The organism is Thauera phenylacetica B4P, from assembly GCF_000310225.1.
In the GTDB taxonomy this organism is placed as follows: domain Bacteria; phylum Pseudomonadota; class Gammaproteobacteria; order Burkholderiales; family Rhodocyclaceae; genus Thauera; species Thauera phenylacetica.
The window spans coordinates 1-22592 of the sequence record NZ_AMXF01000035.1 but is presented as its reverse complement, the minus strand read 5'-3'; the positions used below and the strand labels follow the sequence as shown (position 1 = coordinate 22592).

22 protein-coding genes are annotated in these 22592 nt (G+C 68.5%); 10 read left to right on the top strand and 12 right to left on the bottom strand.

Annotated features, from left to right (window positions below):
- Positions 1–67: 67 nt before the first annotated feature.
- From C667_RS07270 to C667_RS07240, 7 genes are all read right to left on the bottom strand, one after another.
- Positions 68–346 carry a type II toxin-antitoxin system RelE/ParE family toxin gene (locus tag C667_RS07270; RefSeq protein WP_004359562.1) on the bottom strand — a complete coding sequence of 93 codons (279 nt, stop codon included), beginning with the start codon at positions 344–346 and terminating at the stop codon, positions 68–70.
- Entirely contained in the window at positions 343–576 is a 234-nt protein-coding gene (locus tag C667_RS07265) for a TA system antitoxin ParD family protein (protein ID WP_004359560.1), read from the bottom strand. The genes C667_RS07270 and C667_RS07265 overlap by 4 nt, the downstream gene beginning before the upstream one ends.
- A gap of 84 nt (positions 577–660) precedes the next feature.
- Positions 661–936, bottom strand: a complete 276-nt coding sequence (locus C667_RS07260; protein WP_004359558.1) for a hypothetical protein — start codon at positions 934–936, stop codon at positions 661–663.
- A 355-nt stretch (positions 937–1291) separates the two neighbouring features.
- Positions 1292–1681: a type II toxin-antitoxin system HicB family antitoxin gene (locus C667_RS07255; RefSeq protein WP_004359556.1), complete on the bottom strand. Its 390-nt coding sequence runs from the start codon at positions 1679–1681 to the stop codon at positions 1292–1294.
- 5 nt (positions 1682–1686) lie between these two features.
- Positions 1687–1875 (bottom strand): type II toxin-antitoxin system HicA family toxin, encoded by a 189-nt coding sequence (locus C667_RS26650; RefSeq protein WP_004359553.1) that lies wholly within the window; start codon positions 1873–1875, stop codon positions 1687–1689.
- A gap of 174 nt (positions 1876–2049) precedes the next feature.
- Complete coding sequence (locus C667_RS07245; RefSeq protein ID WP_004359551.1) at positions 2050–2631, bottom strand: Uma2 family endonuclease; 582 nt, start codon at positions 2629–2631, stop codon at positions 2050–2052.
- 71 nt (positions 2632–2702) lie between these two features.
- Positions 2703–3263 carry a Uma2 family endonuclease gene (locus C667_RS07240; protein WP_004359549.1) on the bottom strand — a complete coding sequence of 187 codons (561 nt, stop codon included), beginning with the start codon at positions 3261–3263 and terminating at the stop codon, positions 2703–2705.
- A gap of 49 nt (positions 3264–3312) precedes the next feature.
- Here C667_RS07240 and C667_RS07235 point away from each other — a divergent pair, with 49 nt between their 5' ends.
- Positions 3313–3897: a GrpB family protein gene (locus C667_RS07235; RefSeq protein WP_004359547.1), complete on the top strand. Its 585-nt coding sequence runs from the start codon at positions 3313–3315 to the stop codon at positions 3895–3897.
- 210 nt (positions 3898–4107) lie between these two features.
- On the opposite strand, the gene C667_RS25625 is transcribed toward C667_RS07235, so the two are convergent.
- Positions 4108–4395 carry a hypothetical protein gene (locus tag C667_RS25625; RefSeq protein WP_157302237.1) on the bottom strand — a complete coding sequence of 96 codons (288 nt, stop codon included), beginning with the start codon at positions 4393–4395 and terminating at the stop codon, positions 4108–4110.
- Between the two features lie 553 nt (positions 4396–4948).
- Here C667_RS25625 and C667_RS07230 point away from each other — a divergent pair.
- Positions 4949–5980: a hypothetical protein gene (locus C667_RS07230; protein ID WP_004359545.1), complete on the top strand. Its 1032-nt coding sequence runs from the start codon at positions 4949–4951 to the stop codon at positions 5978–5980.
- Positions 5981–6174: 194 nt separating this feature from the next.
- Here C667_RS07230 and C667_RS07225 read toward each other — a convergent pair whose 3' ends face one another.
- Both C667_RS07225 and C667_RS07220 read right to left on the bottom strand, forming a co-directional pair.
- Entirely contained in the window at positions 6175–6840 is a 666-nt protein-coding gene (locus C667_RS07225) for a hypothetical protein (RefSeq protein ID WP_004359543.1), read from the bottom strand.
- A gap of 57 nt (positions 6841–6897) precedes the next feature.
- A complete protein-coding gene (locus C667_RS07220) occupies positions 6898–8535 on the bottom strand; it encodes an electron transfer flavoprotein-ubiquinone oxidoreductase (RefSeq protein ID WP_004359541.1) in 1638 nt (545 codons plus the stop codon).
- A gap of 188 nt (positions 8536–8723) precedes the next feature.
- Between C667_RS07220 and C667_RS07215 the strand changes: the two genes are divergently transcribed.
- The 8 genes from C667_RS07215 (at position 8724) to ftsB (ending at position 21198) form a co-directional block, all read left to right on the top strand.
- Positions 8724–9143 (top strand): acyl-CoA thioesterase, encoded by a 420-nt coding sequence (locus C667_RS07215; RefSeq protein ID WP_004359539.1) that lies wholly within the window; start codon positions 8724–8726, stop codon positions 9141–9143.
- Between the two features lie 80 nt (positions 9144–9223).
- Entirely contained in the window at positions 9224–11212 is a 1989-nt protein-coding gene (locus C667_RS07210; protein ID WP_004359537.1) for an acetoacetate--CoA ligase, read from the top strand.
- 14 nt (positions 11213–11226) lie between these two features.
- Positions 11227–11769 carry an isochorismatase family protein gene (locus tag C667_RS07205; RefSeq protein WP_004359535.1) on the top strand — a complete coding sequence of 181 codons (543 nt, stop codon included), beginning with the start codon at positions 11227–11229 and terminating at the stop codon, positions 11767–11769.
- A 215-nt stretch (positions 11770–11984) separates the two neighbouring features.
- Complete coding sequence (locus tag C667_RS07200) at positions 11985–16808, top strand: NAD-glutamate dehydrogenase (RefSeq protein WP_004359533.1); 4824 nt, start codon at positions 11985–11987, stop codon at positions 16806–16808.
- Between the two features lie 92 nt (positions 16809–16900).
- Entirely contained in the window at positions 16901–18553 is a 1653-nt protein-coding gene (pyrG, locus tag C667_RS07195) for a CTP synthase (protein ID WP_004359531.1), read from the top strand.
- Positions 18550–19389, top strand: a complete 840-nt coding sequence (gene kdsA / locus C667_RS07190; RefSeq protein WP_004359529.1) for a 3-deoxy-8-phosphooctulonate synthase — start codon at positions 18550–18552, stop codon at positions 19387–19389. The genes pyrG and kdsA overlap by 4 nt, the downstream gene beginning before the upstream one ends.
- Before the next feature lie 154 nt (positions 19390–19543).
- On the top strand, positions 19544–20827 hold the full coding sequence (gene eno / locus C667_RS07185; RefSeq protein ID WP_004359526.1) for a phosphopyruvate hydratase: 1284 nt from the start codon (positions 19544–19546) through the stop codon (positions 20825–20827).
- A 98-nt stretch (positions 20828–20925) separates the two neighbouring features.
- A complete protein-coding gene (gene ftsB, locus C667_RS07180) occupies positions 20926–21198 on the top strand; it encodes a cell division protein FtsB (protein WP_004305921.1) in 273 nt (90 codons plus the stop codon).
- A gap of 32 nt (positions 21199–21230) precedes the next feature.
- Here ftsB and C667_RS07175 read toward each other — a convergent pair whose 3' ends face one another.
- Both C667_RS07175 and C667_RS07170 read right to left on the bottom strand, forming a co-directional pair.
- A complete protein-coding gene (locus tag C667_RS07175; protein ID WP_039920951.1) occupies positions 21231–21821 on the bottom strand; it encodes a C40 family peptidase in 591 nt (196 codons plus the stop codon).
- A 140-nt stretch (positions 21822–21961) separates the two neighbouring features.
- On the bottom strand, positions 21962–22592 hold a 631-nt coding region (locus C667_RS07170; protein WP_004359520.1), incomplete at its 5' end, for an SIMPL domain-containing protein.

The window sequence follows — 22592 nt, the reverse complement described above, 5'->3', positions numbered from 1 at the left end:
CAGCTGTCGTGGCGGGGTGCGGCTCGGCGTGCGTCAGTGATCTGCCGGCGGCGTCGCCAAGGCCAGGTCAGCGCTTCAAGTCGCGGTAGAAATTCTCGTGGGGACCGACAGCCTCCAGATAGACCAACCGAACGCCGTCATCGCGGGTGTAGCCCAGCAGGTACAACTGGCCGAGGCAGCGGAATTTGTAGACCCACAGTTCCGCGAGGTCGCCTTTCTTCTTTTCGCCGCTGTCAGGGTTACGGGCTACCGCTTCGACCGCGGCATCCACCTCGGCCAACGTGTTGTCGTGCAGCTTCTTGTAGACGCGAGCAAAGCGTCGTGTTTGCCGAACGTCCCAGCTCATGCCTTGGCCGCCGAGCGCGGGACGAAGACGGTGCTGTCCTCACGCGGTTCGGCCATGCTCATCAGGCTCTCGGCAATGAACGAGGCCGGCAGATCCGGGTTGTCGAGCGCGGCCCGACCCACTCTTGCCCAGAACTCGACCTGGCCTTGCACGGTACGGAACTCGGCCTTGGCTGCAGCGCGTGCGGCGCTGACCAGGCTCTCATCGATACGCACGGATACGGAGCTCATCACGATCTCCACGGGGGTTTATTTACCACAATTGTAGTCCGGCGCTACGTTGTGGTCAAAGGACCAGAAGAGTTGGGGGGCGACTCATCGCCCCCGCGGGCGACTCAGCGTCAATATCGATCGGTCGGCAGCGGGGTCATCGGCGGCGCGGTCCAGAACGGCGATTGCGTCGGCTCTCGCTGTTGTGGCTGCGAGCGACCTGAGCTTCGTCATGTAGAGCATCTGCTCGCGGATCAGCAGCCCGTCATGGATGAGTTCGGCGTAGAGGCGGTTCTCGGAGACACCGAGCTCCTCGGCCAGACGCCGGCCACGGTCGCGCTCGCTTTCCTGGATTCGCAGGGGGAAGGCGGTCTTGGACATCGTGTTCTCCTGGCGCGTGAGGGACTGCAACAGCTGTCCGGGTGTGCAGGTGACAACCTGTGGAAACCGGAGTTCGGCGCGTGTCTAGGCAACCTTCCATGCGACCAGCGGTGATGCGTCGCCGTCGAGCTTATCGCTCCAGCACGCGTCCTCGTCGTCGTACTGCTCCAGAAAGAACACGCCCGTTCGCACTCGCCAGCGCATCGCGCCATAAACGTCGCCAGCGCAACACCCACCCGCCGCTGCTCGTCGTTACGTGTTGAAGCCAGTGTGACCTTGTCGGGCGGGTCATACACCAACAAAGCTTGGCTTGGCGGTTGGGGCGTCAGTGATCGGTCTGGCGCTGGCGATGCGCCTACCGCGCGCGCATCGCTTCTTCTGCCGCGCGTGCCAGGAAACCCGACCGCGTCTGGTGGTGGGCTTTCGCGTAGTTGTCGATCTGGCGCACGAGGTATTCCGGCAGGGAGATGTTGAGCCGCACCGGCGCGTTGCGGATTCTGGCCAGGTCGATGTCGACCAGCATCCAGTAGCCGCCTTCGAACCGCTCGTCACCCGCCCAGGCCTCGGGCACCGAAGGGGTGGGGATGGGGATGTCCTCGCCTTCGAAGTGCAGTTCAACCGCCTCTTGCGCCATGCGGGGCAGATCGGCCATTTCGTCGGCCGCAGAGAAGCAGCCCGGAAAGTCGGGGAAGGTCAGCCCATAGGCGCTGCCTTCGTCCTTGTGGACATACACGGGGTAGAGCATCGAATTTACCTCCAGTCCCATTCGGCTTGCCGATAGATGTTGCGCAGCGTTCCGATGGGCATGTCCTTGCGCGGGTGGGGTACCACCACATGCCCCTGCTTGTTGGGGTGTTTGAACTTCATGTGGTCTCCCTTGCCGCCGACACGGACCCAGCCCTCCGATTCAAGGCGTTTGATGAGTTGAACGCTGTTCATGTTGGTTTACTTTACATACAAATACACAAAAAAGCAGGGCTTCAAGGGCTTGGTCTTTCATTTGCTCATCACCTGCCACGACGCTGGCGGCCCCGACCCACTGAAACGCCACGACCGCCGGCGGTGTCGCGCGGCGGTCGTGTCTCGTGCGGCTCTACGGGGCTTCGGCCATCGTTATCCTGAGCACGTCACCCCGGCCTCGAAATAGACATCCGCGATCGGCAGCGCCAGCTCCACGCTGGCCAGTTCGACCGTGTCACCGGGCTCGAAGGTGATGATGTCCCAGCCGATGTCGCCGCGGCGGCGGTGGAGCTCGACCTTGCATGTGTCCTGGCTGACCATGGCGTATTCCTTCAGGCCGGGCAGGGTGCGGTAGGCGCGCAGTTTTTCGCGGCGGTCGATGCCTTCGGTGGAGGGGGAGAGAACCTCGACGATCAGCACGGGGCTGTCGACGACCTGCGCCTGCGCGTCGAGCTCGAGCAGGCGCGGCTCGCAGGTCACCATCACGTCGGGGTAGAAGTAGCTGCGCTCCTTCTTCAGGTAGAGCTTGACCCCTTCCATGAGCGCGCGGCAGGGCGTGCCGCGCACATGGGTGCGCAGGGCGGTTGCGATGTTGAGCGCGATGATGTTGTGGCGGATGCTGGCCCCCGTCACCGCGAAGACTTCGCCGGCGATGTATTCGTGGCGGACCGGGGAGCGCGCCTCGAGCGCGAGGTATTCGGCTTCGTCGAGGGGCTTGTAGGCTTGCACGTGCATGGTGGATTCCTCGTCGTCCGCGGACCTCGGGGGCATCCGGGGTGTGGTGGCGGTGTCGCGCGCGTTCGGGCTCAATCGGCGTTGCGGAACACCTTCTGCCACGGGATCGAGACCTCAAGGCTCTCCAGCACCAGGGCCTGCTCGGGCTCGATGTCCTGCAGCTCCCAGCGCTCGTCCTGGCTGCGGCGGTAGTGCTCGATGCGGCGCAGGTCGGGGTCGATGAGGACGAAGTCGCGCAGCGAGGGGATGCGGCGATAGGCGGCGAACTTCTCGCCGCGGTCGTAGGCGGCGGTGGCGTGCGAGAGCACCTCGACGATCAGCGTGGGCGCGCGCATGAACTGGTCGGCGCGGTGGTCGGCGGGGTCGCAGGTGACGAGGACGTCGGGGTAGAAGTAGGCCTCGTCCGCGGCGGCCTGGACCTTCATGTCGGCCATGTAGGCGCGGCAGGGGCTGCCTTCGAGGGCCTCGTCGAGGGCGCTGAAGACGTTGCCCGAGATGGTCACGTGCCGGCGGCTGGCGCCGCCCATGGCGAAGGTTTCGCCGTGGTAGTACTCGTGCTTGTCGGGCTGGCCGGCTTCCCACCGCAGGTAGTCTTCGGCGGTGAAGGGGGCGGTGGGCTGGGGCAGGGCCATGATGTGCGCGTCCGGGCGGTGAAATCTCGAAGGGATTATAGTCCGGCACATGAACGCCAAGCCCCGCCACGTCGAACGTGCGCTCCACGAGCGGGTCGAGATCGTGCCCTACGATCCGGCCTGGCCGGGGCTGTTCGCCGAGGAGGTGGCGCGGCTGCGCGCGGCCCTGCCGGCGGAGCTGATCGGGCGCATCGAGCACTTCGGCAGCACCGCGGTGCCGGGCCTGGCGGCCAAGCCGATCATCGACATGCTGGTCGAGGTGCGCACGATGGAGGAGGTGGCGCAGCACATCGCGCCGCTGCTGCAGGCGCAGGGCTACGAGTTTTTCTGGCGGGCGCCCGAGCACGGGCTGCCGGGCATGAACTACGCGTGGTTCATCCGCCGCGACGAGGCGGGGCGGCGCACCCACCACATCCACTTTCTCGAGGCCGGCTCGTCGGAATGGGAGCGCCTGCTGTTCCGCGACTACCTGCGCGCGCATCCCGAGGCCGCGCGCGCCTATGGCGAACTCAAGCAGCGCATCGCCGCCGAGCATCCCGACGACCGCGTCGCCTACGCGAAGGCAAAGACGCGCTTCGTGCGCGCGGCGATGCGGGCGGCGCGCACGCAGGTCGGCGGTCCAGGCCGGGCTTGATCGCCGCTTCGATCATCTTGACCAACTCGTCGGGCCGTGGCCGCAACAGGGCGGTCGAGCTCACCATTAAAAAAGAGGCTCCTCTTTATGGGAGCCTCCATTGCACGTCGTGGATTGTCTGCGGTAGGCGTTGTGGAAAAAGGGCAGATGTCCGTGCGGGAATTCAATTACTCAAGCCGAAGGATCCGGCGGAGTTCTTGAATCAATCGCTTACTGTCCGTCCCGGTAGCCTCGCTTGAAATCCTCTTCGAGGCCTTTATCCTTCGCGTCTCGATACGCTTCTTTTTCGGCTGCGGTCATCCTGCCGGATTTGTTTTGCCCCGATTTCCGGTCTTCCGCAGCCTTTTTGCCTGCCTCTCTGGCTTTGTTCCGGTCATTTCCGTGACCGGAGCCCCAGCGCTGCTCGCTCGACTGCGCCATGGCATCGGTCGGAGCCATTAGCGCTCCAGTACCGAAGACAAGGGCCATTGCGAGGATGGTGACGGCTTTCATTTTCATGTTTGCATCTCCTTGCGTCGGAACGACGTCGAATGAATTGTTTTCTGGATAAGGGCGGGTTGCATTGCCTGTTTCCGGTGCAGATCTCATGGACTTCGATTCAAGTCTAGGGTCTCTATCGGGTGTGTTTCAATCACGGATTGGTTGAGATCGTGAATTACTTGGCTATCGAGTCTCGCGTTCGGGCAATGCGACCCAGATTGGGGATTTAAAATAGGCTTCGTGACTCCCAGCCGCCCGGGCCGAACTTGTTTGCGGCCTCCATCCGCGTGGCCATCTCGTCGGCCCCTGCGGGAGGTCCTGCTCCATGCCGCTCCCGTGGAAATCGACCTCTCAACAGGGCTGACGATCGGTGGTACAACTGCCCGACACCGACGCCAAAATTGCACCGCATGCATGCAGCCTCTCGAGACCTTGCCAGCGTCCCCGCGCCAGCCATGAGCATCGCGCGCCCGGCTGAAGACCTGCCCGGGCGGATGGCGCAGCCTGGGGAGTCAGGGCGCGGGCGCGTGCCTGCGTGGTCTCGCTGCGCCTGCCGTGAAGGGCGACTGCGGTGACGGCGCGTATCCAGGGCCGCCGCCCGTTCGCGGTGTGGCTGATCGTGCTGATGCTGCTCGGCTACGGCCTGCTGGGCCCGCTCCTGCTGGTGGCCGGCAGCGGCTCCATGGCCACCATCACGGAGGTCCGTCGCACCGGCGGGGCCGAGCCGCAGTGGTTCCACCGTTACTGGTGGGTCGTGGCCTACGAGTTCAGGGCCGCGGATGGCACGCTGCATGGCGGGCACACGCGGACCCTGGCGTACGACACCGGCCCGCGGGGCTACGGGAAGGTCGAGCCGGTGCTGTATCTGGCGGCGGCGCCGTGGTTCAACGTGCTGCGCAAGGAGGCCGGCGTCCATGCCGGGACGGTCGCCGTGCTGGGCGCCGCGCTGCTGATCCTGTGGCTGACCCGCGCACGAGCACCGCAACGCGGCGCCGCTGCGCCGGCTGCGGGCAAGCGGACGGCTGGCGGGCGGCGCAGCCGCGCGAGCGCGGCTTCGGGTGCGGCCACCGCAATCACGGCCGACCAGTCCCGGCGCTGGCTGCTCGGCTACCGCCGCCACAGCCGGCTGTATGCCTGGCTGTTCTTCGCCGCGGTGATCCCGGTGGTGCTGCTGGTGATCTGGCTGGAGGTCGGCGAGCTCGACGAGGAGGTGCTGGGATCGCTCGCGTTCTTCATCGTCGTGTTCCTGGCGCTCGTCGTGGGCTCGCGCCGGCAGACGAGCGCGGCCTGGCGGGCTGTGGTCGTGGACAAGCAGCTTTCGGGGCAGGGCGCCGGCGGCACGCTGGTGCTGGAACTCGAGCGCGGCGAGCGTCGTACGCTGCGGGTGTCGTCGCCCCTGTTCGATTACTTCGCGCCCGGTGACGCGGTGTTCAAGCTGGACGGCTTCGAGTGGCCGGAGAAGTGGCTCCCGGACGAGGGGCGCAGGGTGTGCATCGCCTGCGGTGGCGTGATCGAGCTCGCAGAGCCCATGAGCGCCTGCCCGCGCTGCGGCGCACCGCTGCCCGCGCACGAGGCGATGCAGGCGCTGGCGCGGAGCGCCTGACCCCGGACGGCGCGGCGCTCAGCGTGGCGCGAAGCCGCCCCCCACCGGCACGCCCCCCAACGGCTGCCCTGCCGCTGCGGGTTCGGGCGTGGGCTCGACCAGGGTGCGCACGCGATATGCGGCCTCCGTCGCCGACGCATTCGACGCGCACGCGAGCAGCCTCCGCCGCCGCGCTCCTGCGGGCAGGGGAGGCCTCATGTGTCGCGGCCTCCGGCGTACCCGCCCACCGCCGCCCGCGGGCAGCGCGCGAGGATGAAGTCGCGCACGAAGGCGAAGTCCTCTGGCGCGGCGTAGACCTGGTTGCGGGTGAGCCTTTCGGCGAGGTGGATGACGCCGCGGCGCTCGTCGATGCGGATCTTCCGGACCTTGGCGAAGGCGGTGTGGAGGCTCTGGCGCGAGGCGGCGAGCAGGCCGGCCCCCGCGGCCTGCGGGCTGCCGGCGGCGATGCCGGCGAGCACGGTGACGAAGGCGAGGGCCTGGTTGCGCTCGAACTGCTTGCGCAGCTGGGTGTGCCGGACGCCGCGTTCGTCCATCTCGAACACCACGCAGTAGCGTCCGCCCTGCAGGATCGCGGTGAGCGGGTAGGCGATCAGCAGCAGGCCGGCGACGATGCCGACGACGATGCCGCCCACCTGCGCGACGCTGCCGAGGGCGGCGCCGATCCCGTCCCCCTCCACGAGGGCGAGGAGGCCGACCAGCAGCGCGGGCACCGAGGCCGCCAGCAGCAGGACCTTCGCCGTGGTGATGAGCACGGTCGGGTTCTTCCACAGGCTGATCTCATGCACCCAGCGCATCACGCCGTCCCTGCCCGGCGTGATGCCGGGGGTGGGATGCGCTGCAGGAACCGGATCGGAATGCATGCCGATGCTCGTGAGTCGGGCGTCGCAGCCCGGGGCCGGGCTACGGGCGAGCCCGGCTTACAGCCCCTGGTAGATCGGCCCTTCGCCGCCTTGCGGCACGACCCAGTTGATGTTCTGGGTCGGGTCCTTGATGTCGCAGGTCTTGCAGTGGATGCAGTTCTGCGCGTTGATCTGCAGGCGCGGGCCGGCCTCTTCCTGGACGATCTCGTACACGCCGGCCGGGCAGTAGCGCTGCTCGGGGGCGTCGTAGCGGGCGAGGTTGACCGAGATGGCGACCGACGGGTCCTTCAGCTGCAGGTGGCAGGGCTGCTCTTCCTCGTGGTTGGTGTTCGACAGGAAGACCGAGGACAGGCGGTCGAAGGTGAGCACGCCGTCGGGCTTCGGGTAGTCGATCTTCGCGCACTCGGAGGCCGGCTTGAGCTTGTCGTGGTCGGACGAGTTGTGCAGCGTCCAAGGCGCCTTGCCGCGGAACAGCATCTGGTCCATGCCGAACAGGAAGGAGCCCATCCACAGGCCCTTCTTCATCAGCGGCTTGAAGTTGCGGTACTTGTGCAGCTCGGTGTACAGCCAGGACTCGCGGAAGGCGGCCGGGTAGGCGGTGAGCGCGTCGCGCTGGCGGTTGGCGGCGAGGGCCTCGAAGGCCGCCTCGGCGGCGAGCATGCCCGACTTGATCGCGGCGTGGACACCCTTGATGCGCGCGGCGTTGAGGAAGCCGGCGTCGTCGCCGATGAGGCCGCCGCCCGGGAAGATCAGCCGCGGCAGGCTCTGCAGGTTGCCGGTGGCGATGGCGCGCGCGCCGTAGGCGAGGCGCTTGCCACCCTCGATGTGCTTGCGCACCTCGGTGTGGGTCTTCCAGCGCTGCATCTCGTCGAAGGGCGACAGGTGCGGGTTCTCGTAGTTGAGGCCGACCACGAAGCCGAGCGCGACGAGGTTGTCCTCGAGGTGGTAGATGAAGCCGCCGCCATAGGTGCGGTTGTCCATCGGCCAGCCGGCGGTGTGCACGACCAGACCCGGACGGTGCATCTCGGGCTTGACCTCCCACAGCTCCTTGATGCCGATGCCGAAGGTCTGCGGGTCGACGCCCTCGCGCAGGTTGAACTTCGCCTCGAGCTGCTTGCCGAGGTGGCCGCGACAGCCTTCGGCGAACAGGGTGTACTTGGCGTGCAGCTCCATGCCCGGCTGGTGGTGCGGGCCGGGGGTGCCGTCGCGGTTGAGGCCCATGTCGCCGGTGGCGACGCCCTTCACCGCGCCGGATTCGTCGTAGAGGATCTCGGCCGCGGCGAAGCCGGGATAGACCTCGATGCCGGCAGCCTCGGCCTGCTCGCCCATCCACTTGACGAGGTTGCCCAGGCGCACGATGTAGTTGCCGTGGTTCTCGAAGCAGTCGGGGGTGAGCGCGGCCGGGACGCGGCGTACGCCGGTCTCGGACAGGAACACCACCTGGTCCTCGGTGACCGCGGTGGTGAGCGGGGCGCCCTTCTCCTTCCAGTCGGGGATCAGCTCGTTCAGGGAACGCGGATCGATGACCGCGCCGGACAGGATGTGGGCGCCGATCTCGGCGCCTTTCTCGATCAGGCAGACCGAGAGCTCGCTGCCCTTCGCCTCGGCGAGCTGTTTCAGGCGGATCGCCGCGGCCAGGCCCGCAGGGCCACCGCCGACGACCAGCACGTCGAATTCCATCGATTCGCGTTCCATACTGTTCTCCTCTTGTTTTCTAGATGCGGGTCGCGCTCGAAAAACGCGCCATGCGCCAGTTTAACCCTTCATCGGAGTCCCCGCCGCCGGTCCTCTCGCGCATGCGCCGCGCGCGCTCCGAGGGGCAGACAAACATACGGGGGCGTATGTTACATTAGCTCGCCCGAACTACAAGAGGAGATCCACGGATGAGTCCGAATGCGAAGCTGATCTACACCACCCGCATGGCGGTGCGCTGGGGGGACATGGATGCCTACGGGCATGTGAACAACACGGTCTATTTCCGTTATTTCGAGCAAACCCGCGTCGAGTGGGCCGAGCGGATGGGCTCGCGGGTCAGCCCGGAGGAGCCGGTGGGGCCGGTGATCATCAATGCCAGCTGCACCTTCCTCGCGCCGGTGAATTATCCTGCGACCGTCGTCATCAAGATGTATGCCGGCGATCCGGGCCGCAGCAGCGTGATGACCTGGTACGAGCTCTTCGTCGAAGGCGACGAGCGCGTGTACGCGGAGGGCGCGGCCAAGACGGTCTGGATGGACACACGTACCGGCAAGTCGGCGCCGATCCCCGATGTCGTGCGCGCGCTGTTCGACACCCCCGCGGCCTGAATCCGCGCTGGCCGGAGAGCGTCCGGCCAGCGCGCTTGACCACCCCGATCATCGACACAAGAGGATGGAGAGGAGACCCGATGTATCCGACTGAACAGAAGCCCCTGTGGACCCCGTCCCCCGAGCGCATCGCCGCCGCCAGCGTGACCGCCTTCCGCCTCGCGGCCGAGCGGCGCTGGGGCGTGGCGCTGCCCGACTACGAGGCGCTGCACGCCTGGTCGGTGGCGCAGCCCGAGCAATTCTGGACCAGCGTGTGGGAGGGCGACGGCGTCGGCGGCGGCGTGATCGGCACGCGCGGCGAGCGCGTGCTGGTCGATGGCCACAGGATGCCCGGCGCGAAGTGGTTCCCCGACGCCCGCCTGAACTTCGCGCAGAACCTGCTGCGCTCGCGCGACGCGCGCGACGCGATCGTGTTCTGGGGCGAGGAGCGCGTGAAGAACCGCATGAGCCACGGCGAGCTCTACCGCGCGGTGGCGCACTTCGCCGCGGCGCTCAAGGAGCAGGGCGTGGTCGCCGGCGACCGCGTCGCCGCCTACATGCCCAACCTGCCCGAGACCGTCGTCGCCATGCTCGCCGCGGCCAGCCTCGGCGCCATCTTCACCTCGGCCTCGCCCGACTTCGGCGTGCAGGGCGTGCTCGACCGCTTCGGCCAGACCGAGCCCAAGGTGCTGGTGGCCTGCGACGGCTACTACTACGGCGGCAAGACGGTCGATGTGCTCGGCAAGCTCGGCGAGATCGTCGGGCAGCTGCCCTCGGTCAAGCGCGTCGTGGTCGTGCCCTATGTGCACCGCGAGCACGACCTCTCGCACGTGCCGCACGCGCGCCTGTACGCCGACTTCGTCGCCCCCTTCCACTTCGTCGACGACATCGAGTTCGCGCAGCTACCCTTCGACCACCCGCTCTACATCATGTACTCCTCGGGCACCACCGGCGTCCCGAAGTGCATCGTGCACTGCGCCGGCGGCGCACTGCTGCAGCATCTCAAGGAGCACAAGCTGCACGGCGACGTGAAGCCGGGCGACCGCGTGTTCTACTTCACCACCTGCGGCTGGATGATGTGGAACTGGCTGGTGTCCGCGCTCGCCGCCGAGGCTACGCTGCTGCTCTACGACGGCTCGCCCTTCGCCGGCGACAACCGCATCCTGTTCGACTACGCCGACGCCGAACACATGACGCACTTCGGCACCTCGGCCAAGTTCCTCGACGCCGCCGCCAAGTTCGGGCTCAAGCCGCGCGAGACGCACAGGCTCGACACGGTGCGCGCCATGATGAGCACCGGCAGCCCGCTGGTTCCCGAAGGCTTCGACTACGTCTATCGCGACATCAAGGCCGACCTGCAGCTCTCCTCGATCTCGGGCGGCACCGACATCATCTCCTGCTTCGTGCTCGGCTCCCCGGTGCTGCCGGTGTGGCGCGGCGAGATCCAGTGCCGCGGGCTGGGCATGGCGGTGGACGTGTGGGACGACGACGGCAAGCCCGTGCGCGGCGAAAAGGGCGAGCTGGTGTGCAGCAAGCCCTTCCCGGTGATGCCGATCGGCTTCTGGAACGACGCCGACGGCAGCAAGTACCACGCCGCCTACTTCGATCGCTTCGACAACGTGTGGTGCCACGGCGACTTCTGCGAAATCACCGCGCACGGCGGGCTGGTCATCTACGGCCGCTCGGACGCCACGCTCAACCCCGGCGGGGTGCGCATCGGCACCGCGGAGATCTACCGCCAGGTCGAGAAGCTGCACGAGGTCGTCGAGTCGCTGGTGATCGGGCAGGACTGGCCGCCGCAGAACCCCAGCGACGTGCGCGTGGTGCTGTTCGTGAAGCTGCGCGAGGGGCTCGCGCTCGACGACGAGCTGGTGCGCCGCATCCGCCAGACCATCCGCGACAACACCACGCCGCGCCACGTGCCGGCCAAGGTGCTGCAGGTGGCGGACATCCCGCGCACCAAGAGCGGCAAGATCGTCGAACTGGCGGTGAGGAACGTGGTGCATGGGCGCGCGGTGAAGAACCAGGAGGCGCTCGCCAACCCCGAGGCGCTGGCGCACTTCCGCGACCGCGCCGAGCTGCAGGGCTGAGGAGGATCGAAGACATGCTGATGAACCCGAAGAAGTCGGTGCTGCTGGTGATCGACGTGCAGGCGAAGCTCGCCCCCTTCATCCACGACAACGCCGCGGTGGTCGAAGCCTGCGTCTGGCTCGCCCGCGTCGCCGAGCGCATCGGCGTGCCGGTCGTGGTGACCGAGCACTTCCCCGAGAAGATCGGCGGCACGGTCGAGGCGGTGCGCGCGGCGACCGCCGGCGCGCACTACGTGGGCAAGCAGTATTTCTCCGCCCGGGCCGACGGCTGCCTCGAGCACACCGCGGTGGCGGGCTGCGAGCAGGTGATCCTGTGCGGCACCGAGGCTCACGTCTGCGTGCAGCAGACCGCGCTCGACCTGCGCGCGGCCGGCAAGCAGGTCTTCATCGTCGCCGAGGCCGCGGGCTCGCGCGCTCCGGCCAACCGCGACCTCGCCTTCGAGCGCATGCGCGGCCACGGCATCGAGATCGTGTCGCGCGAGATGGTCGCCTTCGAGTGGCTGCAGCGCGGTGGCACCGAGCTGTTCCGCGAGGTCAATCGCGACTTCATCCGCTAGTCGTAGCGGCCTGGCCGACCCCCTGGCTTCGATTCGTCCGGCCCCTGGCGAGCGCGTCTCCCGCACTAGGGAAAACGTGCGTATCCATGCCGGACGAGTTGTCCTAGCCTGATCGCTTCGTTCCACGGCGACGCGATCCGGGCTCCCTCGACGCTGTTCCACACGAGCCCGCAGACCGCCCCGCCAAATTCAAAAACGCAAGCGGGAGGTTGGAGATGGAGACAAGGGAAACAGGCAGGCTGGCCACGCAGGTCGACGCGGTGATCGAGCAGATCCGTGCCCGGCTGCCCGCGGAGCAGGCCGAAGAGGTGTGCGCGTTCGCGCGCCGCTTCTTCGCCCAGGTGGCGCCCGAGGACCTCGAGGACCTCCCGGTCGCCGATCTCTACGGCGCCGCGCTCAGCCAGTGGCACTTCGTCGCCCGCCGCAAGGCTGCAAGCAAGGTGCGCGCCTTCAACCCGCGGCTCGACGAGCACGGCTGGGAGTGCCCGCACACCGTGGTGGAGATCGCCGGCGAGGACATGCCCTTCCTGGTCGACTCGATCACCATGGAGGTGGCTCGCCAGGGCCTCACGCTGCACCTGATCATCCATCCGGTGATGAACGTCGTGCGCGACGCCGAGGGCGGCTTCGTGCGCGTGGCCGAGCGCGGCGAGCAGGGCGAGGGCGTCGGCTTCGAGTCGATCATGCACCTGGAGGTCGACCGCCGCACCGACCCGGGCGACCTCGCCGCGCTGCAGCAGGGCATCGAGGGCGTGCTCGCCGACGTGCGCGCCGCAGTCGGCGACTGGGCGGTGATGCGCGATCGCCTGGCCGGCATCACCGCCGGGCTCGACGAGCTGCCGGGCAGCATCGACGCCGGCGAGGCGCAGGAGGTGCACGCCTTCCTCGACTGGCTCGCCGCCGACAACTTCGTGCTGCTGGGCTGCCGCGACTATGCGCTGGTCGAGACCGGCGATGGCAACGAGCTGCGCATCGTCCCCGGCTCCGGGCTCGGCCTGCTGCGCGGCGACGGCGAGGAGGGGCAGTCGCGCTCCTTCGCCGCGCTGCCGCCGCAGCTGCGCGCGCAGGCCCACCTGCCGCACCTGCTCACGGTCACCAAGTCGAACTCGCGCTCCACGGTGCATCGGCCCGGCTACCTCGACTTCGTCGGCATCAAGACCTTCGGGGCAGACGGCCGGGTCAACGGCGAGCGCCGCGTGATCGGCCTGCTCGCGTCCACCGCCTACAGCGCCAGCCCGCGCCAGATCCCGCTGCTGCGGCGCAAGGTCGAGGCGGTCTTCGAGCGCGCCGGGCTACTGCCCGGCGGCCACGCTGCCAAGGCGCTGCAGACCTTGCTCGAGCGCTATCCGCGCGACGAGCTGTTCCAGATCGACACCGAAGAGCTCCACGCCCACGCCATGGGCATCCTGCGCCTCGGCGAACGCCTGCGCACGCGCCTCTTCGTGCGCGTCGATCCCTTCGAGCGCTTCGTCTCCTGCCTGATCTACGTGCCTCGCGAGCACTACAACACCGACCAGCGCGAGCGCATGCAGGCGGTGCTGATCGACGCCTTCAAGGGCAGCGCCGCCGAGTTCGACGTGCAGTTCTCGGATTCGGCGCTCGCGCGCATCCTGATCACGGTGCGCACGCCCGAGGGGCGGATCCCCGCCTTCGACGTGCGCGAGATCGAGCAGCGCCTGATCCGCGCGGCGCGGCGCTGGGAGGACGAGCTGCAGCAGGCGCTCGTCGAGCAGTGCGGCGAGGAGCGCGGCCTGGCGCTGATGCGGCGCTACGGCGAGGGCTTCCCGGCCGGCTACCGCGAGGACTACTCCGCGCGCATGGCCGTGTTCGACATCGAGCAGATGGAGGCGCTCGCCGACGACGCGGCGCTCGGGCTCAACCTCTACGTGCCGCTCGAGGTGCGCGCGGGCCGCCTCAACCTGCGCCTCTACCACCTGGGCAGCCCGGTGCCGCTGTCGCAGAGCCTGCCGATGCTCGAGAAGATGGGCGTGAAGGTGATGGACGAGCGCCCCTCCGAGATCGAGCGCCAGGACGGCAGCACGGTGTGGCTGCACGACTTCGGCCTGCAGTTCGCCGGCGCCGAGAACCTGAACATCCACGAGATCCGCCCGCTCTTCCAGGAGGCCTTCCTCGCGGCCTGGCGCGGCGCCGCCGAGAACGACGACTTCAACCGCCTGGTGCTGCTCGCCGGGCTGTCGTGGCGCGAGGTGGCGGTGCTGCGCGCCTACGCCCGCTACATGCGCCAGGCGGCGTTCACCTTCAGCCTCGCCTACATGGAGCAGACGCTGGCGGCCTATCCGCAGCTTGCGCGTGCGCTGCTGCAGCTCTTCCGCGCGCGCTTCGACCCGGCGCTTGCGGGTGAGCGCGACGCCGCGTGCGCGGCGCAGGTCGCGGCGATCGAGGCCGCGCTCGACCAGGTCGCCAACCTCGACGAGGACCGCATCCTGCGGCAGTTCCTCGCCCTCATCCAGGCGACCCTGCGCACCAACTGGTTCCAGCGCGGCGCGGATGGCGGGCCCAAGGCCTACCTCTCGTTCAAGTTCCTGCCCTCGAAGATCCCCAACCTGCCGCAGCCGCTGCCGATGTTCGAGATCTTCGTGTATTCGCCGCGCCTCGAGGGCGTGCACCTGCGCGGCGGCAAGGTCGCGCGCGGCGGCCTGCGCTGGTCGGACCGCATGGAGGACTTCCGCACCGAGATCCTCGGCCTGGTGAAGGCGCAGATCGTCAAGAACGCGGTGATCGTGCCGGTGGGCTCGAAGGGCGGCTTCGTGGTCAAGTGCCCGCCCGCCGAGGGGGGGCGCGAGGCGCTGCTCGCCGAGGGCGTGGCCTGCTACCGCAACTTCCTGCGCGGCCTGCTCGACCTCACCGACAACCTGGTGCAGGGCGCGGTGGTGCCGCCCGCCGACGTGGTGCGCCACGACGAGGACGACCCCTACCTGGTGGTGGCGGCCGACAAGGGCACGGCGAGCTTCTCCGACTACGCCAACGAGGTCTCGGCCGAGTACGGCTTCTGGCTGGCCGACGCCTTCGCCTCGGGTGGCTCGGTGGGCTACGACCACAAGAAGATGGGCATCACCGCGCGTGGTGCGTGGGAGGCGGTCAAGCGCCACTTCCGCGAGATGGGCAAGGACATCCAGCAGGAGCCCTTCAGCGTCGCCGGCATCGGCGACATGTCGGGCGACGTGTTCGGCAACGGCATGCTGCTGTCGAAGCAGATCCGCCTGGTGGCGGCCTTCGACCACCGCCACATCTTCATCGACCCCGATCCCGACACGGCACGCTCCTGGGACGAGCGCGCGCGCATGTTCGCGCTGCCGCGCTCGAGCTGGGACGACTACGACCGCGCGCTGATCTCCAAGGGCGGCGGGGTGTGGGCGCGCAGCGCCAAGTCGATCACGCTGTCGCCCGAGGCGCGCGCGGCGCTCGACATCGGGGCCGAGACCCTGACGCCGACCGAGCTCATCCGCGCGATCCTCACTGCGCCGGTCGAGCTGGTCTACAACGGCGGCATCGGCACCTACATCAAGGCCGCCAGCCAGACCGACGCCGCGGTGGGCGACCGCGCCAACGACGCGGTGCGCGTCAATGGCGGCGAGCTGCGCTGCAAGGTCTTCGGCGAGGGCGGCAACCTCGGCGCCACCCAGCTCGGCCGCATCGAGTTCGCGCTCGCGGGCGGACGCATCAACACCGACGCGATCGACAACTCCGGCGGGGTCGATTGCTCCGACCATGAGGTCAACATCAAGATCCTGCTCGGCGGCGTGATCGCTGAGGGCGAGCTCACCCTCAAGCAGCGTAACGAACTGCTCGCCGACATGACCGACGAGGTCGGCACCCTGGTGCTGCGCGACAACTACGCCCAGACCCAGGTGCTGTCGGTCACGCGTGCGCGCGGCGTGGCGCTGCTCGACGAGCAGGCCGAGTTCATCCGCCGCCTGGTGCAGGCGGGGCGGCTCAACCGCAAGCTCGAATACCTGCCCGACGACGACGAGATCGCCGAGCGCAAGGCGGCGGGGGGCGGGCTCACCAACCCCGAGCTGGCGGTGCTGCTGGCCTACAGCAAGATCGAGCTCTACGACGAGGTGCTGGCCTCCGACGTGCCGGAGGACCCCTACATCCGCACCGCGCTCGAGCGCTATTTCCCGGCGCCGCTGCGCGAGCGCTTCCCGGCGCAGATCCAGGCCCACCCGCTGCGCCGCGAGATCATCTCGACGCACGTGGTCAACAGCATGATCAACCGCGTCGGCCCCACCTTCGTCAGCCGGCTCAAGGCCGAGCTCGGCGCCTCGGCGGCGGACGTGGTGCGCGCCTACATGGCGACCCGCGAGGTCTTCGACCTGGTGGCGCTGTGGCGCGAGATCGAGGCGCTCGACACCCGCATCGCCGACGCGTTGCAGACCGAGCTCATCCAGGAGACCGGCCGCCTGGTGCAGCGCGGCACGCTGTGGTTCCTGCGCCATCGCCGCTGGCTGGCCGACCTGCAGGCGACGATCGCGCACTTCTCGCCCGGCGTGGCGGCGCTCGCCGAGGGGCTGGCCGACTACGTCGCCCCCGCCTATCGCGCCGAGCTCGACGCCGCGGTGGCGCGCCGGGTGGAGCAGGGCGTGCCCGAGGGGCTGGCGAAGCGGGTAGCGGCGCTCGAGGAGCTGTATTCCGCGCTCGACCTGGTCGAGGTGGCGGTGGAGCAGGGGCGCGACGAGGCGACGGTGGCGCGGGTGTATTTCGCCCTCGGCGGCGAGCTCGACCTGCACTGGCTCGGTCGCCAGGTGTCCGGCCTGCCGGCGGACACGCGCTGGCAGAGCCTGGCGCGCGGTGCGCTGCGTAGCGACCTGTCCTCGCTCGCCCGCGAGCTGACCAGCGCGGCGCTGCGCAACGCGCCCGAGGGCGCGGACACGGAGGGCGTGCTGAGCGCCGGCCGCGCACGCGCCGCGGTCCCGCTCGAGCGCTACCAGCAGCTCCTCGCCGAGATCCGCAACACGCCGACGATCGACATGGCGATGCTGTCGGTGCTGCTGCGCGAGCTGCGCGGCATGGCTTGAGCGATCCCGCGGGAGACGTCCCGATGCGCCCGGACTGCTGACGCGGTTCGGGCGCATCGGTTATCATCGCGCTTTCCCGCAGTACAGCTCCCATGACCAAATACGTCTTCGTCACCGGTGGTGTCGTGTCCTCCCTGGGCAAGGGCATCGCCGCAGCGTCCCTCGGGGCGATCCTCGAGTCCCGCGGCATCAAGGTCACGCACCTCAAGCTGGACCCCTACATCAACGTCGATCCGGGCACCATGAGCCCGTTCCAGCACGGCGAGGTCTTCGTCACCGAAGACGGCGCCGAGACCGACCTCGACCTCGGCCATTACGAGCGCTTCACCAGCGCCAAGATGAGCAAGCGCAACAACTTCACCACCGGCCAGATCTACGAGTCGGTGTTGAAGAAGGAGCGCCGCGGCGAGTACCTCGGCAAGACCGTGCAGGTCATCCCGCACATCACCGACGAGATCAAGACCTACGTCAAGCGTGGCGCCGAGGGCGCCGACGTGGCGATCGTCGAGGTCGGCGGCACGGTGGGCGACATCGAGTCGCTGCCCTTCCTCGAGGCCATCCGCCAGATGGGCTTCGAGGAGGGCCGCCACGGCACCTGCTTCATCCACCTCACGCTGCTGCCCTATATCCCGACCGCGGGCGAGCTCAAGACCAAGCCGACCCAGCACTCGGTGAAGGAGCTGCGTGAGATCGGCATCCAGCCGGACATCCTGCTCTGCCGCGCCGACCGCTCGGTGCCGGAGGACGAGCGGCGCAAGATCGCGCTGTTCTGCAACGTGATGCCCGAGGCGGTCATCGAGTGCCTGGACGCCGACTCGATCTACAAGATCCCCGGCCAGCTGCACGACCAGATGCTCGACCAGATCGTCTGCCACAAGCTCGACATCCTCGCGCGCGCGGCCGACCTGTCGGTGTGGGACAAGCTCATCCACGCGCTCGAGAACCCCAAGCAGACGGTGGATATCGGCTTTGTCGGCAAGTATGTCGACCTCACCGAGTCGTACAAGTCGCTGATCGAGTCGCTCAACCACGCCGGCATGCACACCGAGTCGAAGGTCAAGATCCACTACATCGACTCCGAGGACATCGAGCGCGACGGCTGCGGCGTGCTGGCCGCGATGGACGCCATCCTGGTGCCGGGCGGCTTCGGCAAGCGCGGCACCGAAGGCAAGATCGCCGCCATCCGCTTTGCGCGCGAGAACAAGGTGCCCTACCTGGGCATCTGCCTCGGCATGCAGCTCGCGGTGGTCGAGTTCGCCCGCGACGTCGCCGGCATGGACGGCGCGCACTCGACCGAGTTCGAGCGCGACACCCAGTACCCCGTCATCGGCCTCATCACCGAGTGGAAGGACCGCAGCGGCAAGATCGAAAAGCGTACCGAGGAATCCGATCTCGGCGGCACCATGCGCCTCGGCGGCCAGGTCTGCCAGTTGAAGGAAGGCACGCTGGCGCGCGCGATCTACGGCGCCCCCGAGGTCATGGAGCGCCACCGCCACCGCTACGAGGTCAACAACACCCTGCTCGCCAAGCTCGAGGACAAGGGCCTGGTGGTGGCGGGCCGCGCGCCGGTCACCGACCTGTGCGAGATGATCGAGCTGCCGGCCGATGTGCACCCCTGGTTCGTCGGCTGCCAGTTCCACCCCGAGTTCACCTCCAACCCGCGCAAGGGCCATCCGCTGTTCACCGCCTACGTGAAGGCGGCGATCGCGCACAAGCAGGCTGCGGCCTCGAGGAGCGAAGCATGAATCTCTGCGGTTTCGAAGTCGGTCTCGACAAGCCGGTCTTCCTGATCTCCGGCCCCTGCGTGGCCGAGTCCGAGCAGATGTGCCTGGATATCGCCGGGCAGATGAAGGAGATCTGTGTCGAGCTGGGCATCCCCTACATCTTCAAGGCCTCCTACGACAAGGCCAACCGCAGCTCGGGCAAGAGCTTCCGCGGCCACGGCATGGACGCCGGCCTGAAGATGCTCGAGGCGGTCAAGAAGCAGCTCGGCCTGCCGGTGCTGACCGACGTGCACACGATCGAGGAGATCCCGCTCGTGGCCTCGGTGGTCGACGTGCTGCAGACCCCTGCCTTCCTGTGCCGCCAGACCGACTTCATCCACGCGGTCGCCGCCAGCGGCAAGCCGGTGAATATCAAGAAGGGCCAGTTCCTCGCCCCCGGCGACATGAAGAACGTCGCCGACAAGGCGCGCGAGGCCAACGGCGGCGCCGACACCATCATGGTGTGCGAGCGCGGCGCCTCCTTCGGCTACAACAACCTCGTCTCCGACATGCGCTCGCTGGCGATCATGCGCGACACCGGCTGCCCGGTGGTGTTCGACGCCACCCACTCGGTGCAGCTGCCGGGCGGGCAGGGCACGGCCTCGGGCGGCCAGCGCGAGTTCGTGCCGGTGCTGGCGCGCGCCGCGGTCGCCGTGGGCGTGGCGGGCCTCTTCATGGAGACCCACCCCGACCCGGCCAAGGCGCTGTCCGACGGCCCCAACGCCTGGCCGCTGCCCAAGATGAAGGCGCTGCTGACCACGCTCAAGGACATCGACGCGCTGGTCAAGCGCCAGGGCTTCCTCGAGACGACGCTCTGAGAACCTATTTTTCGGGAATGCGGCTGCCGGCGGGCTGATGCGCGCCATCAGCCACGGCCGCTCACGAGGCGGTCATCCGGTGCGAGCATGCTCCCCGCCGGATCGCGTTCCCGCGTGATCGATCCGAACCTCCGTAACTGCTACAGGACTGGACATGAGTGCAATCGTTGATGTGATCGCCCGCGAGATTCTCGACTCCCGCGGCAACCCCACCGTCGAAGCCGACGTGCTGCTCGAATCGGGCGTGATGGGCCGTGCCGCGGTGCCCTCGGGCGCCTCCACCGGCTCGCGCGAGGCGATCGAGCTGCGCGACGGTGACAAGTCGCGCTTCCTCGGCAAGGGCGTGCTGCGCGCGGTCGAGAACGTGAACACCGAGATCGCCGAGGCGATCATCGGCCTCGACGCCGAGGAACAGGCCTTCATCGACCGTACCCTGATCGAGCTCGACGGCACCGAGAACAAGTCGCGCCTGGGCGCCAACGCCATGCTGGCGGTGTCGATGGCCGTGGCCAAGGCCGCCGCGGAAGAGGCCGGCCTGCCGCTGTACCGCTACTTCGGCGGCTCCAGCCCGATGGTGATGCCGGTGCCGATGATGAACGTCATCAACGGTGGCGAGCACGCCAACAACAGCCTCGACATCCAGGAATGCATGATCATGCCGGTGAGCATGACCAGCTTCCGCGAGGCCTTGCGCTGCGGCGCAGAGATCTTCCATCACCTCAAGAAGATCGTGGACGCCAAGGGCTACCCCACCACCGTCGGCGACGAGGGCGGCTTCGCTCCCAACGTCTCGGGCACCGAGGAAGCGCTCAACCTGATCCAGGAAGCCATCGTCGCCGCCGGCTACGTGCCCGGCCAGGACGTGCTGCTGGCGCTCGACTGCGCCGCCTCCGAGTTCTACAAGGACGGCAAGTACGAGCTCAAGGGCGAGGGCCTGTCGCTGACCGCCGCGGGCTTCACCGACTACCTCGAGACCCTGTGCGACAAGTTCCCGATCGTCTCGATCGAGGACGCGATGGCCGAGGGCGACTGGGACGGCTGGAAGATCCTCACCGATCGCCTGGGCAAGCGTGTGCAGCTGGTGGGCGACGACCTCTTCGTCACCAACACCCGCATCCTCGCGCAGGGCATCGAGCAGGGCGTGGCCAACTCGATCCTGATCAAGATCAACCAGATCGGCACGCTCACCGAGACCTTCGCCGCCGTCGAGATGGCCAAGCTCGCCGGCTACACCGCGGTGATCTCGCACCGCTCGGGCGAGACCGACGACTCGACCATCGCCGACATCGCCGTGGGCCTGCGCGCGATGCAGATCAAGACCGGCTCGCTGAGCCGCTCGGACCGCATCTCGAAGTACAACCAGCTGCTGCGCATCGAGGAAGACCTCGGCGACACCGCCAACTATCCGGGCAAGCGCGCGTTCTACAACCTGCGCTGAACCCCTCGCTGCGCTGATCCGCAGCTTCCGGAAGGCCGGCGGGCGCACCGCCGGCCTTCGTCGTGAATGCGCCTGAATCCCACCCGATACCTGTCTCCATGCGCTGGCCGATCCTGATCCTGATCGCACTCGTCGTGCTGCTGCAGTACCCGCTCTGGCTGGGGAAAGGCGGCTGGCTGCGCGTCTGGGAGGTGGACCGCCAGCTGCACGCGCAACGCGAGGAGAACCTGCGCCTCGAGCAGCGCAACGCCGCGCTCGCGGCAGAGGTGAACGATCTCAAGTCGGGCAACGAGGCGATCGAGGAGCGCGCGCGCTTCGAGCTCGGGCTCACCCGGCCGGGCGAGATCTACGTGCAGATCCCCCAGCGCTGAAGGCGCACTGCGCGCCGTCCGGGCGCGCGTGCTCAGTTGCTCGTGAGCAGCGTGCGGGCGCCGTCGATGCGCTGCGCGAAGTAGCGGTTGGCGAGGCGTTCCACGCGCACCCGGCCGCGGCTGTTGGGCGCGTGCACGAAGCGGCCGTCGCCGATGTAGATTCCCATGTGCGAGTGCCGGCGCTTGAGCGTGTTGAAGAACACCAGGTCGCCCGGGCGCAGCTCGTCGACCTCGATCGGCCGCGTGCGGTCGGCGATCTGCGCGGCGTTGTGCGGCAGCCTGCGGCCGCTGATGTTCTCCACGATGTAGGCCACCATGCCGCTGCAATCGAGCCCCGCGTCCGGGTTGCGTCCGCCGAAGCGGTAGCCGGTGTCGAGCAGGCCGAGCGCGAACAGGACCATCTCCTGCGTCTGATGCTCGCCCTCGAGAGAGAAGTAGTGGCCGCTCGGTGCGGCGGTGCGCGGCGGCGGGGTGGGGCTGGCGACCGGGGTGGGGGTGGTGCTGCAGCCTGCCAGCAGCGCGGCTACGGCTGCCGCGGTGGCCACCAGCATCCGGCGCGGGGCGCCGAGCGGCGCAGCTTGGTCGGAGGGAGGGACGGCGCGGGGCAGGGGCTCGGGACTCATGGCGCGATCCGATGCGAAAGGGATTTACGCCAGAGTATCTCAGGACCCGCAGCAGGCGGCAAGGTTCGCTTGCGGATCAGGGGCTTGGAGGGGGTTTCTCGAAAACGGCTGAGGTCGGGCCCGGTGCGGGCCCGCGGTCCTCAGTCGAGCAGCTCGATGCGGCCGCTCACATGCACCGAGACCCGGCTCTCGCCGCCTTCGAGCGGCGCGGGGGCGGCTTCCGCGGCCATCACCGCGGCGCGCATGCGCGGCATCGGCGGCGGCTGCAGGCCGTGGTCGCCCACCGCCAGATGGGCGATGCGGTAGCGTCGGCCGAGGGTGTCGGCGATCAGCTTCGCGCGCGCCTCGAAGGCGCGCAGCGCGTCGACGGTGACGTCGGCGACCGCCTTGCGGCGCGTCTCGGGGGCAGGCTCCATGGTGAGGTGCGCGAGCGCCAGGGTCTCCTGGAGCTTGCCGACGAGCTCCGACATCGCCGCCGTGTCGGTGCTCTCCAGGCGCAGCTCGGAGCGCATCCGCCAGGCGGTGATGCGGCCCTGGCCATCCTTGCCGTAGACCGGCCAGGTGGAGGCGTTGCCGCTCTGCACCTTGACGGCCCCCTGCGTGCGCGCGAGCTCGAGCGCCGCGGCGATGTCGCGGTTCACTTCGCGCGCCACCGCGGCAGCGCTCGCGCCGCTGCGTTCGGCGTACAGCACCGCGACCGCGAGGTCGTTGGCCGCCGGGCCGCCGGCCTCGGCCGCGAGCTCCACGGTGGGCGGGCCGGGGGGCTCGGCG